This is a genomic window from Kitasatospora sp. MAP12-44, from assembly GCF_029892095.1.
Classification (GTDB): domain Bacteria; phylum Actinomycetota; class Actinomycetes; order Streptomycetales; family Streptomycetaceae; genus Kitasatospora.
Genome location: NZ_JARZAE010000004.1, coordinates 3512787 through 3525784, shown reverse-complemented (window position 1 = coordinate 3525784; position 12998 = coordinate 3512787). Strand labels below are relative to the sequence as shown.

The 12998-nt window shown below is 71.5% G+C and carries 15 protein-coding genes; 12 read left to right on the top strand and 3 right to left on the bottom strand.

All coding sequences use genetic code 11. The annotated features are described in order from the left end of the window. Window positions 1-2 precede the first annotated feature (2 nt). The 9 genes from P3T34_RS16405 to P3T34_RS16365 all read left to right on the top strand — a co-directional run bounded on the left by P3T34_RS16405 (window position 3) and on the right by P3T34_RS16365 (window position 7931). A complete protein-coding gene (locus tag P3T34_RS16405; protein WP_280666771.1) occupies window positions 3-806 on the top strand; it encodes a 4'-phosphopantetheinyl transferase superfamily protein in 804 nt (267 codons plus the stop codon). A gap of 70 nt (window positions 807-876) precedes the next feature. Further along, window positions 877-1458: a sigma-70 family RNA polymerase sigma factor gene (locus tag P3T34_RS16400; protein ID WP_280666770.1), complete on the top strand. Its 582-nt coding sequence runs from the start codon at window positions 877-879 to the stop codon at window positions 1456-1458. Next, window positions 1455-1871 carry an acyl carrier protein gene (locus P3T34_RS16395; protein WP_280666769.1) on the top strand — a complete coding sequence of 139 codons (417 nt, stop codon included), beginning with the start codon at window positions 1455-1457 and terminating at the stop codon, window positions 1869-1871. Before P3T34_RS16400 ends, P3T34_RS16395 begins: the two co-directional genes overlap by 4 nt. After that, window positions 1864-2286, top strand: coding sequence for a hypothetical protein (locus tag P3T34_RS16390; protein ID WP_280666768.1), 423 nt, complete (start codon window positions 1864-1866; stop codon window positions 2284-2286). Before P3T34_RS16395 ends, P3T34_RS16390 begins: the two co-directional genes overlap by 8 nt. Continuing rightward, a complete protein-coding gene (locus tag P3T34_RS16385; RefSeq protein WP_280666767.1) occupies window positions 2283-3731 on the top strand; it encodes an aldehyde dehydrogenase family protein in 1449 nt (482 codons plus the stop codon). Before P3T34_RS16390 ends, P3T34_RS16385 begins: the two co-directional genes overlap by 4 nt. A gap of 60 nt (window positions 3732-3791) precedes the next feature. After that, window positions 3792-4250 (top strand): DUF4188 domain-containing protein, encoded by a 459-nt coding sequence (locus P3T34_RS16380; RefSeq protein WP_280666766.1) that lies wholly within the window; start codon window positions 3792-3794, stop codon window positions 4248-4250. A 192-nt stretch (window positions 4251-4442) separates the two neighbouring features. After that, window positions 4443-5471, top strand: a complete 1029-nt coding sequence (locus P3T34_RS16375; protein WP_280666765.1) for a LuxR C-terminal-related transcriptional regulator — start codon at window positions 4443-4445, stop codon at window positions 5469-5471. A gap of 266 nt (window positions 5472-5737) precedes the next feature. Further along, on the top strand, window positions 5738-6880 hold the full coding sequence (locus P3T34_RS16370) for an aspartate kinase (RefSeq protein WP_280666764.1): 1143 nt from the start codon (window positions 5738-5740) through the stop codon (window positions 6878-6880). 4 nt (window positions 6881-6884) lie between these two features. Beyond that, the gene (locus P3T34_RS16365) at window positions 6885-7931 is read left to right on the top strand and encodes a TauD/TfdA family dioxygenase (RefSeq protein WP_280666763.1); all 1047 of its coding nucleotides are present in this window, start codon (window positions 6885-6887) and stop codon (window positions 7929-7931) included. Between the two features lie 16 nt (window positions 7932-7947). Here the strand turns inward: P3T34_RS16365 and P3T34_RS16360 are convergent, their stop codons facing one another. Both P3T34_RS16360 and P3T34_RS16355 read right to left on the bottom strand, forming a co-directional pair. Next, the gene (locus tag P3T34_RS16360; protein ID WP_280666762.1) at window positions 7948-8856 is read right to left on the bottom strand and encodes a LysR family transcriptional regulator; all 909 of its coding nucleotides are present in this window, start codon (window positions 8854-8856) and stop codon (window positions 7948-7950) included. A gap of 35 nt (window positions 8857-8891) precedes the next feature. Then, window positions 8892-9065, bottom strand: coding sequence for a hypothetical protein (locus P3T34_RS16355; protein WP_280666761.1), 174 nt, complete (start codon window positions 9063-9065; stop codon window positions 8892-8894). A 262-nt stretch (window positions 9066-9327) separates the two neighbouring features. On the opposite strand from P3T34_RS16355, the gene P3T34_RS16350 reads away from it, so the two are divergent. Further along, complete coding sequence (locus P3T34_RS16350) at window positions 9328-9903, top strand: helix-turn-helix domain-containing protein (RefSeq protein ID WP_280666760.1); 576 nt, start codon at window positions 9328-9330, stop codon at window positions 9901-9903. A gap of 100 nt (window positions 9904-10003) precedes the next feature. After that, window positions 10004-11482, top strand: a complete 1479-nt coding sequence (locus tag P3T34_RS16345; RefSeq protein ID WP_280666759.1) for a DHA2 family efflux MFS transporter permease subunit — start codon at window positions 10004-10006, stop codon at window positions 11480-11482. A 104-nt stretch (window positions 11483-11586) separates the two neighbouring features. Here P3T34_RS16345 and P3T34_RS16340 read toward each other — a convergent pair whose 3' ends face one another. Beyond that, the gene (locus P3T34_RS16340; protein WP_280666758.1) at window positions 11587-11823 is read right to left on the bottom strand and encodes a type II toxin-antitoxin system VapB family antitoxin; all 237 of its coding nucleotides are present in this window, start codon (window positions 11821-11823) and stop codon (window positions 11587-11589) included. A gap of 112 nt (window positions 11824-11935) precedes the next feature. Here P3T34_RS16340 and P3T34_RS16335 point away from each other — a divergent pair, with 112 nt between their 5' ends. Continuing rightward, a complete protein-coding gene (locus P3T34_RS16335; RefSeq protein WP_280666757.1) occupies window positions 11936-12982 on the top strand; it encodes a UDP-N-acetylmuramate dehydrogenase in 1047 nt (348 codons plus the stop codon). The last annotated feature ends 16 nt before the right edge of the window (window positions 12983-12998 follow it).

The window sequence follows — 12998 nt, the reverse complement described above, 5'->3', positions numbered from 1 at the left end:
CCATGTCCCAGACGCTGTCCGCGGCGGCCGACGGGCCGTCGGACCTGCTCGCCGACCGTGCGGACGTCTGGCTGCTGCCCGAGGACAGCGTCGACGCGTTCGCCGCCGCGCTCGGCGGACTCGCGGCGCTCACCGACCAGGAGCGGCAGCGTCACGACCGGCTGATCTCGCCGGCCTCCCGCCGCCGCTTCCTGGGGGCCAGGCTGCTGGCCCGCCGGGTGCTCTCGGAGTACGCCGACGTGCCGCCCGAGGGCTGGCGCTTCAACACCGGCACCTACGGGCGACCGGAGATCGAGGGCGCCGACTGGGGGCTCGACTTCAACATCACCCACACCAACGGCCTGATCGCCGCCATCGTGGTGCGCGACCTGCGCTGCGGGGTCGACGTCGAGCAGACGCCGGCCCGCCCGGAGGCGGTCAAGCTGGCGCCCAAGGTGCTCACCCACCTGGAGACCGAGGTGCTGGCCCGGCACACCGACACCCAGCGGGGCCTGGCCTTCGCCGACTCCTGGGTGGCCAAGGAGGCCTACACCAAGGCCACCGGGATGGGCATGTGCCGGGGGTTCGACGCCTTCTCGGTGCACCTGCTGCGGGACGGCAGCTTCGCCCTGGTCGACGACGAGATCCCGGCCGAGGAGCGCCCGCTCTGGCAGGTCGAGGTGCTCCAGGTGTGGGACCGCTTCGCACTCGGGGTGGCCATCCGGCACACCGAGGCGCAGCCCGGCCCGGTACCCGTACGGCTGCGCTCGGCGATGGCCGAACTGCTGCCCGCCGGATCGTCCGGACCAGGACAGTCCGGGTCCTGACAACCTCGCTCGCTTGTCCGGACCGCTCGCTGCCCTTGCAATTGACCTGTCGCCAAGGGGGAGGCCTCACATGCACGGCACACCCAACTCGGATCTGCTGACCAGATGCTCGAAGGGAGAACAGGCGGCCTGGGACGAGATGGTGGAGCGGTTCACCCGCCTGATCGGCGCGGTGCTCCGCTCCTACCGGCTCAGCGCCGCGGACGCCGAGGACGTCCGTCAGCTCACCTGGCTCAAACTCGTCCAGAACGTGGACCGGATACGCGATCCGGAGCGGCTCGGCCACTGGCTGGCCACCGTCGCCCGGCGCGAGGCGCTCAAGGTGGTGACCCGCGGGCGGCGCCTGGTGGTGGTCGGCGACGCCGAGACGCTGGACGGCTACGTCGGCCACGGCGAGAGCCCCGAGCAGCTGCTGATCGCCGCCCAGCAGGCGGGGGAGGTGGCCGGCGCGCTTGGCTGCCTGTCCGGGCAGTGCCAGGAGCTGCTGAAGCTGGCGCTGGCCGATCCGCCCGCCTCGTACGACGAGATCGCCGCCGCGCTGGGGATGACCGTCGGCTCGGTCGGGCCGATTCGTACCCGCTGCCTGCGCCGGCTGCGCCGCGCGCTGGACGCCAAGGAGGCCGCCGAGGCCGGCCAGGAGGTGACGGTATGACCAGGTACGACGTCTCCCAGGTGGTGCGGGTCGCGGTCGAGGAGACCTTCGGCCTGCGACCGGGCGAGTACTGCCCGGACACCGCGCTGCTGGGCGAGCTCGGCGTGGACTCGCTGAGCCTGCTCGACCTGATGTTCCGGGTCGAGTGCAGCCTGCCGGTGCTGCTGTCGCCGCGCTGGTGCGCCGAACAGCTGCAGGGCCCGGTCCCGGACGGCGAGTTCTGCGACGAGCGGGGCCGGATCACCCGGCGCGGACTGCTGCAACTGGGCCGGGTGATGCCGCAGATCGTCCCCGAGGAGTGGAGCGAGGGCCGGCTCACGCTGGACCGGATGCTGCTCTTCCTGACGGTCGGCAACCTGGTCGCGATGATCGAGTCCGCGCTGGGCGCCGAGCACTGCGTCAGCCATGCCTGAGCCGGGCCGCACCGTGCTGCGGGTGGGTGCGTACTCGGTCGGCTCGGCGATGCTGGAGCGGCTGCTGCGCCACCATCCGCAGCGCGTCCGGGCGCTCTTCCGGGACTGGGACGGCGATCTCGCCGGGCTGCCGATCGACCGTCTTGCCCGGCTCTGGGCGGTGCGCCAGGCGGCCTTCCGGGCGCTGGCCGCGCCGCCGCGGATCGCCGGCCGGTGGACCGAGATCGAGGTCCGCTGCCCCGGGGACGGTCCCTGCACGCTGCTCTTCCACGGCGAGGTCGCGCGCTATGCCGCCCAGGTCCTGCGCGGCGACGTCCAACTCTCCGTGACCACCACCGGGGGCATCACCACCGCCTTCGCCCTACTGACCCGCACCGCCACCCCACCGGACGCGCCGACCGAGGAGCCCACGTGAGCGCGAGCACCACCGACCACGCCACCCCGTCCGCCCAGGCCCCCGCCCAGCTGCTGATCAGTCGCGACGCCGCCACCGGCGAGGCGCTGGGCACCGTCGAACTCTCCACCACCGGCGTCGTGCTGGGCGCCACCCGGCGGGCGGTCGCCGCCCAGGCCGACTGGGCGGCCCGCCCGGCCCGCGAGCGGGCCCGGGTGCTGCTGCGCGCGGCCGACCTGCTGATCGAGCGGGCGCCGCAGGCGATCGAGCTGCTGGTCCGCGAGAGCGGCTCGATCACCGCCAAGGCCTTCTTCGAAGTCCACGCCGCGGCAGGCGAGTTGCGGCACGCCGCCGGCCTCGCCGGGCAGCTCGACGAGAGCGCGAGCGAGGTGGCGGGCCCGGACCCGAGCCGGGTTGCCACCATCCGCCGGGTGCCGCTGGGCGTCGCGGGCGTCATCGTCCCGTGGAACTTCCCGCTGCTGCTGGGGATGCGCTCGGTGGCGCCGGCCCTGGCGCTGGGCAACGCGGTGGTCCTCAAGCCCGATCCGCACACCCCGCTGTCCGGCGGCCGGCTCTTCGCCGAGGTGCTGGCCGAGGCCGGCCTGCCCGCCAACGTGCTGCAGGTGGTGCACGGCGACGCCGAGGCGGGCCGCGCCCTGGTCGAGGCACCGGACGTCGCGGTGGTCTCCTTCACCGGCTCGACCGAGGTCGGACGCGAGGTCGGCGCGGCCTGCGGCCGGCTGCTGAAGCGGGTGATCCTGGAGCTCGGCGGGCAGAACGCCTTCATCGTGGCGGCCGACGCCGACGTCGAGCTCGCCGCGTCGGCCGGCTCCTGGGGCGCCTTCCTGCACCAGGGCCAGATCTGCATGGCCGCCCGCCGCCACCTGGTGCACGAGGACCTGGTGGAGGCCTACACCGAGGCACTGGCCCGGCACGCGGCCGCGCTGCGGATCGGCGACCCGAACGGCTCCGACGCCCAGATCGGCCCGCTGATCGACGCCCACCAGGTGCGCCGGGTGGCCGACGCGGTGGAGCGGGCCGTCGCCCAGGGCGCCAGGCTGGTCACCGGTGGCCGCCCGGACGGCGCGTTCTTCCCGCCCACCGTGCTCGCCGACGTCTCGCCGCGCGCCGACGTCTTCCACACCGAGGTCTTCGGCCCGGTCGCGCTGGTCACCCCCTACCGCGACGAGGACGAGGCGGTGGCGCTGGCCAACGACAGCGACTACGGGCTGACCGCGGCGGTCTACTGCGCCGATCCCGAGCGGGGCGCGGCGATCGCGGCCCGGCTGCGCTGCGGGACCGTGCACGTCGGCGACCAGACCGTGAACCACGACCCGGCCCTGCCGTTCGGCGGCGTCGGTGCCTCCGGCAACGGGGGCGGCTTCGGCGGCCCGGCCGGCGTGGAGGCCTTCACCCGCTGGCACACCCGCACCGTTTCCACCCCCAGCCGGGGCTACCCGTTCTAACCGGAAGAGATCGCAAGTGATCGCAAGTGATCGCAAGAGATCGCAAGAGAGAGGTCCGTCATGGCAAACAAGGTCCAGACCGTCCCGCAGATCGCGGATCCGCCGGCCGGCACGGTGGTGTTCCTGATCGGCATGCGGGTGAACAACTTCTGGCTGGTGCACCGCTGGCTGCCGTCCTTCATCGCGATGGTGCCGATGCTGATCGAGCTGAACAAGCAGCGCGAGTACGGTTTCCTCGGATCGCGGACCTGGCTGAACCGGACCGTGCTGGTGCTGCAGTACTGGCGCAGCATGGATGACCTGCTCGCCTATTCCCGCAACTCCGAGGCCTCGCACCGGCCGGCCTGGCAGCGCTTCAACCGCGCCATCGGGGACCACGGTGCGGTGGGGATCTACCACGAGGCCTACATCGTGGATCCGGAGAAGATGCACACCGTTTACCGCAACATGCCGCCGTTCGGAATCGCCAAGGCCACTGCGGGCAAGGCCCAACGCGAGGCGAAGCCGGTGCGCAACTGAACGATCAACTACCTTGTGTTTCACCTTTATTGACGATTCATCAAAGCTCTGGGCCGATGCTGGATTTTCATGCATTGGGCATGCGCGTTTCTCCTGTGTCTTGCTAGCCTGTGGCCGCTGGATGCCAGGCTGCTCCGGTGGCGGCGCCGGCTGCCGTCCGAACAGGCTCGGCGGATCATTCTTGGGGGAAGCGTGATCGAAAACGGGTTCTCGCTCGACGTGCCCAATGACCCGGAGGCACCTGCCGCCGTGCTGGATCCGGAGGACGTTCGGATCTACCGGTTCTTCCTGGAGATCTCGACCAGTCTGGAGAGCTGCCTCGACTCGCTCGATCTCGAACCCTCGGAAACCCGCCGGCGCATCGTCAAGCTGGTCTCCCAGCACCTGCTCCGCCCGAGCCTGGCCACCCCGGGCGGATACGAGGCCGCGCCGCCCGACCTGGCGGTCGCCGAACTCACCGCCCCGCTGCAGGTCGAGGCGCACCGGCTGATGCGGCACAGCGATCGGACCAGGCGCGAACTGGGCGCGCTGGGTCCGATCTACCGCTCGCAGCAGCGCAAGCAGTTCGCGAGCTCCACCACCGAGATGCTGACCGAGAGCGAGAAGGTGCGAAGACGCCTCACCGACCTCTCGGGCGCGGTGCAGAACTCCGTGCTGGCCGCCCACCCCACGATGGGACCGCCGGAGGCACTGCAGGCCGCCCTCGAACTGGACCGCGAGCTGCTCAGCCGCGGTGTCGAGTACCGCTCGGTGGTCCCGCACACCGCGCGCCGCCAGCGCGACTCCTTCCAGCACATCATCTCGCTCCAGGAGCTCGGCGCCCAGGTCAGGACGGCCGCGGTGGTGCCCGGCCGGATCATCCTGATGGACGGGTCGGTGGCCGTCGTCTCGGTCCAGGGCGGTGGCGCGGCGCTGTTCCGCGATCCGCCCGTGGTGGACTTCCTGGCCCTGATCTTCGAGCACATCTGGGACAACGCCAGGCCTGTGACCGGCGCCGAGTACGAGGAGGGCATCTTCGAGGAGATCGAGCTCTCGATCCTCGGTGAGCTCACCCGCGGCCGCTCGGACGACTTCATCTCGCGCCGGCTGGGCATCTCCACCCGCACGCTGCGCCGCTATCTCGCCAGCATGTGCGGGAAGTTGAAGGTGGAGACGCGCTTCCAGCTCGGCATGGCGGCGGCCCGTCTCAACCTCGCGGACGATGCCGACGGGCCCCAGTAGCCGCGCCCCGCCCGCCCGCTGCCCGCCCGCCGCCCTACCGCTGCCCGCCGCCCGATCGCTGCCCGCCGCCCATCGAGAGCGGCGATGCCCCGCAACGGCCCCTTGGATGGCGGCCGCCTGTACTTCCCCCGCGCCCCGGCCCGACGATGGCGAGTGCCGCGCGGTCACGTCCGCCCCACCCCGGCGCCTGTCACCGCCGCGCCGGGATGTCGCGCGCCCTCGTGAACTCCCTTTCGCAGCAACCCTTTTCCGAACGGAGTTGCCCGATGACCTGGCTACCCGACGCCCCCGAAGTGCTGAAGTTCGGCGGCTCGACCTTCCGTACCGAGGCCGGCTACCCGCAGCTCGCCGCCGCGCTGGACCGCCGGCTGACCCGCACCCGGCGCCCGCTGGTGGTGGTGGTCAGTGCGATGAGCGGCGAGACCGAACGGCTGCGCGCCCGGCTGCTGCGGACCGATCCGCAGCCGCAGGACGCCACGCTGGCAGGCCTGGTGACGCTGGCCGACACCGTCAGCGCCCAGCTGCTGGCGGCGGCGCTGCAGCGTTCCGGCCGCAGCGCGGTGGTGCTGGCCGGCCACCAGCTCGGACTGTGCACCGACTCCACCTTCCTGTGGGCCCGACTTGAGGCGGTCGATCCGGCGCCGCTGCGCGCGGCGCTGGCCGAGCACGAGGTGGTGGTGGTGCCCGGTGGCCAGGCGGTGGACCGGTCCGGCCGCCCGACCTGGCTCGGCAAGAACAGCTCCGACCTCTCGGCGGTGGTCCTGGCGATGCTGCTCGAAGCCCCGCGCTGCACCATCCACTCCGATGTGGACGGCGTCTACAGCGCCGATCCGAACCTGCTGACCGGTGCCCGGCTGATGGGTGAAGTCTCCTACCGGACAGCCGAGTTGATGTCCCAGTACGGCGCCAAGGTGCTGCACCGCGGCGCGGTCGCGCTGGCCCGCCGGCGCGGCATCGAGATCGTCTGCCGGCTCAACCGGCCGCCCTACCGCTCGGGGACGACCATCGCGGCCGGTGGTGGCGGATCCAGCGCGGTGGTGGTGGACCGCCGGGCGGTGGCGCTGGCATACCCGGACGAGCCCGCGGCGGCCGAGGCGCACCAGACGCTGTGCGGCGCCGGGGTCGAGGCCGTCCGGGTGGGCGCGGAGCCGATCGTGGCCGTCGGCGGCTATCTGGACCATGAGGCGTTCCACCGCGGCGCCGGGCTGCGCCCCGGTCGGCCGGTGGGCGTGCCGGTGACCGTGGTCCGACCCGACGGCGTCGACTGCAGGATCGCGGCCGACCCGACCCGGGCGGTCCGGCTCGCCCAGCGCCTGCACGACGAGCTCTACCCCGACCCGCTCTACGCCGACTCGCTCCACGCCGACCCGCGGGTGGCACCCCGCACCGCCCAGCTCGAAGGAGTGTGAACCGATGACCACCGTCCTGGACCCCGCGCTGACCCTGAGCGCCCTCGAACCCGCCCGCACCTTCGCCGAGTTGACCCTGCCCGACCTGGCGAGCCGCGCGCTGGGCCGCCGACTCGGCGGGCTGCCCGCCCCCGACCGGGCCACCGGCATCGACCACGCGCTGACCCGCTACCACCAGCTCTTCGCCCAACTGCCCACCGGGATCCTGTGCGAGCTGCTGGACTTCGGGCGCCATATCGACACCCCGGGCGTCCTGCTGGTCCGCAATCTGCCGGTGGACCGCGAGCTGCCGCCGACCCCGGTGGACGGCGGTCCGAGCGAGGCCAAGCGCTCCTTCGTGGCCGAGGGAGTCCTGCTGGGGCTGAGCGGTCTGCTCGGTGAGCCGATGGGCGTGCTCACCGAGAAGTCCGGCCGGCTGGTGCACGACGTGGTGCCGGTGGCGGCAGGCGCCACCACCCAGACCAACCAGGGCTCAGCGGTCTTCCTGAACTTCCACAGCGACATCGTGCACGACCCGATCGGGCGCTACGACCTGGCCAACCCGGACTTCCTGGTACTGAGTTGCCTGCGCAGCGAGCCCGAGGGCACGGCCAGCACCTACTACGCCGACGCCCGGGACGTCCGGGCCGCCCTCGACGACCGTACGTTCGCCGAACTCCGCAGCCCGCTTTACCGGTTGAACGCTCCCGGCAGCTACACCCGGGCCTTCGCGGGCGGTGGCGAGGTGCTCTCCGACGCCGTGCCGATCATCAGCGGCTCCCCGGAGTACCCGGAGATCACCGTCTCGGCGAACGGCGTGCGACCGCTGACGGAGGCCGCCGCTCTGGCGCTGGTGCGCCTGCAGGCGGTCTGCCGCGAGGTCGCGCACGAGGTGCGGCTCGCCCCGGGCCAGGCCCTGCTGGTGAACAACCGCAAGGGGCTGCACGCCCGTTCGGCCTTCTCGGCCAGATACGACGGCACCGATCGCTGGCTTCAGCGCAGCTATGTCCGGCGCAACCTGTGGAGCATCCGCTACCGGGTCACCCCTGACGACCGCCGGGTGCACTTCTGAGCGGCGCCGTTCGGTCTCACCGCCCGCTCCTGGGGGCCAGGTCCTCACCGATGAACTGGATGGTCTGGTCGATGAAGAGCCGCATCTCCCTGGTCAGTCGCTTGCCCTTGCGCCAGGCGAGCTGGGTGTGGACCTGGAACGGCACCTCCCAGGGCAGCTTGACCAGGATCCCCGCCTCGATCGCGTCCGCGACGGTCACGGTCGGCAGCAGGCTCACCCCGAGGCCGGCGCCGACTCCGCGCTTGATCGCCTCGATCGTGCCGAATTCAAGAAATGGAACCGGATCGCCCGATCCGTCACTCAATTCAGATTCGAACAACTCCCGATAGGCGCAACCCGCTTCGGTGGACAGCAGCGGCACCTGCCGCAGGTCCGCCGTGCTGATCCTGGTCGCCGAGGCCAGCGAATGGCCGGTGGCGCAGACCAGTACCAGCGGCTCCGCCCCCAGTACTTCACTCTGGACACCGGGGTGCTGCGTTTCGGCTTCCATCAGGAATCCCATGTCGTACATTCCCTGGCGCAGTGAATAGCAGGTCTCGGCACACAGGCTCGGCCGCAGCACCAGGTGGAGCAGGGGGTAGCGGTGGTGAAAGAACTCCAGGAGCGGTGGCATCCGGTAGGAGGTGATGCTCTCCATCGATCCGATGGTGAGGATCCCGGCCGGGTCGCCCGCCCCCATCGCGGCACCGCGGGCCTCGTCAGCCAGTGAGAGGAGCTGCTCGGCGTACGGCAGCAGGCGCTGCCCGGCCTCGGTGAGCTGGATCTTTCCGCTGAGGCGCTCGAAGAGCTCGACGCCCAGCGAGGACTCCAGGCCCTTGACCTGGGCAGTGATGCTCGATTGCGCGTAGCTGAGTTCGGCGGCGGCGCGGGTGAAGCTCATGACGGTCGCGACCTTGTGAAAGGTCGTCAATTGGCGGATATCCACTGCCCCTCCAGGCTGTGCGGCACAGGTATTCGCTACTACGGCCAGAGCAGCGTGTCCGTGGACGGCGCGGGAGCCGGCGCGGTGGAAACGGGGCTGCTCGGTGCGGGAGTTCCGTCCGCGTATGCGGTGTTGTGCTCGGCGAGCACGCCGATGGCCCCGAAGGCAAGCGTGATCAGAAGGGCCAGAGTGGAGACCGAACGCTTCAGCATGTGAATTCATCCTCTGTGATCGATGTCGGATCGATGTCGCCGATTTCCTTTGGCACGACTAGAACACCAGCACCGCTCAAGTGTTTCTAGAGAGGGAAGATGTCCGGCCGAGGCCTGGGCCTGTCAGCATTGGGACAGTCACCGATCAAAGCCCGGTCCGACCGAGGACACCGCCGCCGGGGCCCCGGGGATATCCGCTGATGGGAGCGGGTGCCCGGGGAAGTGGTTGACAGGGTAGTGATTGGCCACTAACTTGGCTGTCATGGCGAAGACGAGCATGCGGATGAGTGCCGAGGAGCGGCGCGAGAGCGTCATCCGGGCCGCGATCACCGAGTTCGCGAAGCACGGGTACCACGGCACCTCGACCGAGGCGATCGCCCGTCGGGTCGGGGTCTCCCAGCCGTACCTCTTCCGGCTCTTCGGTAGCAAGCAGGCGCTGTTCCTGGCCGCCGGCCGCAGCTGTACGGCCGGCATCCGGGCGGCGTTCGAGCGCGCGGCCGAGGGCTGCGACCCCGAGCAGGCCAGGGACGCGATGTCCCAGGAGTACCAGCGGCTGCTGGAGGACCGCGAGCGGCTGCTGATGCAGATGCAGATGTACGTCGCGGTCAGCTCCGCCGAGATCGAGGGCGACCACGAGTTCGGCGCGGCCGTCCGGGAGTCCTGGTCCGAGCTGTACGACTTCGTGCACCTCACGCTCGGTGCGGACTCGCGCCAGACCGCCGACTTCATGTCCTTCGGCATGCTGATGAACGTCCTGCTGCTGCTCGGCTACCCCCAGGACCACCGGGTCTGGGACGGCCTGCTGCGGGGGACTCCCGCCGACGCCGACACCCCGTAGCGTGCCCCGCCGTTCGCGGCGGCTTTCGCTGCCCCCAAAACTTAGTGACTAATAACTATCCTCGCTCCACGGGAACAGGACACAGGAACAGGACCACGCCATGGCAAAGGACAGCACCACCGCCATCAAGCCGGACCCCGGCGCCCCCGCGGCCACCCTCGGCCGTCCCGTCGTCTGGACCCTGGTGATCACCAGCCTGGCCGGCTTCATGGCCTCCCTGGACAACCTGGTCGTCACCACCGCACTGCCCTCCATCCGCGCCAACCTCGGCGGCGGCCTCTCCGACCTGGAGTGGACGGTCAGCGCCTACACCCTCACCTTCGCGGTGCTGCTGATGTTCGGCGCCGCGCTCGGCGACCGCTTCGGCCGCCGCCGCTTCTTCATCGCGGGCCTGGCCGTCTTCACCACCGGCTCCACCGCCGCCGCGCTCGCCCCGAGCATCAACTGGCTGATCGCCGCCCGCGCCCTGCAGGGCACCGGCGCGGCGGTGATGATGCCGCTCACCTTGACCCTGCTGACCACCGCCGTCCCGGCCGCCCGGCGCGGCATGGCCTTCGGCATCTGGTCCGGCGTCAACGGCCTCGCCGTCGCCACCGGACCGCTGATCGGCGGTGTCCTCACCCAGCACCTCTCCTGGCAGTGGATCTTCTGGCTGAACGTCCCGATCGGCCTGGCCCTGCTGCCGCTCGCCCGACTGCACCTGTCCGAGAGTCGCGGCAGCGGCGCGCGGCTCGACGTGGTCGGCACCGCCCTGGTCAGCTCCGCGCTCTTCGGCATCGTCTTCGGCCTGATCCGCGGCAACTCCGACGGCTGGACCAGCACCCCGGTGCTCGGCGGCCTGCTCGCCGGCGCCGTGCTGCTGGCCGGCTTCGTCGGCTACGAGCTGCGCACCGAGGCCCCGATGCTGCCGATGCGGCTCTTCCGCAGCCGGGCCTTCTCCGCGATCAACTCCGCCAGCCTGCTGATGTTCCTGGGCATGTTCGGCTCGATCTTCCTGATCAGCCAGTCGCTGCAGGGCAGCGGCGGCTACACCCCGACCGAGGCCGGCGTCCGGATGCTGCCCTGGACCGGCATGCCGCTGATCGTCGCGCCGATCGCGGGCATCCTCTCCGACCGGATCGGCGGCCGGCCGATCGTGGCCACCGGGCTCGGCCTGCAGGCGCTGGGCCTGGCGATGTTCGCCCAGGTCGCCTACCACCACGGCTCGTACGGCGCCCAGGTGCCCTCACTGGTGGTCTGCGGCATCGGGATGTCGCTCTACTTCGCGCCCACCGCCAGCCTGGTGATGGCCAGCGTCCGCCCGCATGAGCAGGGCATCGCCTCCGGCGCCAACAACGCGATGCGCGAGGTCGGCGGGGCGCTCGGGGTGGCCGTGCTCTCCTCGGTCTTCTCCGCGCACGGCGGCTACGGCTCCGCCCAGCACTTCACGGACGGCCTGGTGCCCGCGCTCTACGTCGGCGCCGCCGCGGTGGCCGTCGCCGCGGTCTGCGCCCTGCTGATCCCCCGCCGCCGCCCGGCCACCCCGCCCCACCCCGCCGCCGTCCCCGCCGACGACACCCGCACCCTCCAGTCCGCCTGACCGCAAGACCGCGAGCCGGTGCGCACCCCGCACACCGGCTCACGGTCACATCCGGATGTCCCGCACCCGCAGCTCCTTCGCCACCTCGGTGATGAGGTACGGACTCACGGGCCGAAGGCCTCGCGTTCGGCCCGTCGGCTGTCCTCGTGCGCCTTGATCGCCGCGTCGAACTCGCCTCTGCGGGCGCGCTCCGCGAGGCGCTCGGCTGCCCGGACCCGCTTGACCCGCCGGACGACTTCGAGGAGCGCGGCGTTCACGGTCTCCTTCTTCGTGCGCATCCCGAGGATCCGCATCGCCTCGGAGAGGATCTCGTCGTCGATGTCGATGTTGGTCATGCTCATCGGGGTGGCCTCCATGCGGAGTGTGACTCGGCTGTCCACATCATGTGCAAGGTAGTCCGCGCGAGGCCGGTCGCGGCGGGAGTGCGCTCGGGGGCACCCGTACGCTGGGGGCGTGCTGGTACTTGAAAACGCCCCCCTCGCCCCGCTGACCACCCTCCGCCTCGGCGGGCCCGCCCGCCGGCTGGTCACCGCGGAGACGGACGCCGAGGTCGTCGCCGCCGTCCGCGAGGCCGACGCCGCCGGTGAGCCGCTGCTGGTGATCGGCGGCGGCAGCAACCTGGTGATCGGGGACGCCGGCTTCGACGGCACCGTGCTGCGGATCGCCACCCGGGGCTTCGCGCTGGACGGCACCGCGCTGGAGCTGGCGGCCGGCGAGGTCTGGTCCGAGGCCGTCACCCGGACGGTGGACGCGGGCCTGGCCGGTATCGAGTTCCTGGCCGGCATCCCCGGCTCGGCCGGTGCCACGCCGGTGCAGAACGTCGGCGCGTACGGCCAGGAGGTGGCCGGCAGCATCACCGAGGTGGTCGCCTACGACCGGGCGGCGGGTGAGACCGTCACCCTGGCCAACGCCGACTGCGCCTTCTCCTACCGCCACAGCCGCTTCAAGGCCGCCCCCGACCGCTACGTGGTGCTGCGGGTCCGCTTCGCGTTGGAGGACGCCGCCGGCCAGTCCTCACCGATCCAGTACGCCGAGGTGGCCAAGACGCTGGGCACCGCCGCCGGCGAGCGCGTGAGTCTGCGCGCTGCTTATGAGAGCGTGCTCGCATTGCGCGCCGGCAAGGGCATGGTGCTGGACCCCGCCGATCATGACACCTGGTCCGCAGGATCCTTCTTCACCAACCCGATCCTGACCCCGGAGCAGTACCAGGCGTTCCTGGCCCGGGTCGACGCCCGCGCCCTGACCGCCCCCGCCTTCCCGGCGCCGGACGGCCACACCAAGACCTCGGCGGCCTGGCTGATCGACCGGGCCGGCTTCACCAAGGGCTACGGCTCCGGCCCGGCGACCCTCTCCACCAAGCACACCCTGGCGCTCACCAACCGCGGCCTGGCCAGCACCGAGGACCTGCTCACCCTCGCCCGCGAGATCCGCGATGGCGTGCACGCCGCCTTCGGCGTCGAGCTGGTCAACGAGCCGGTGATGGTCGGCGTCCAGCTCTGAGGCGTCAAGCTCTGAG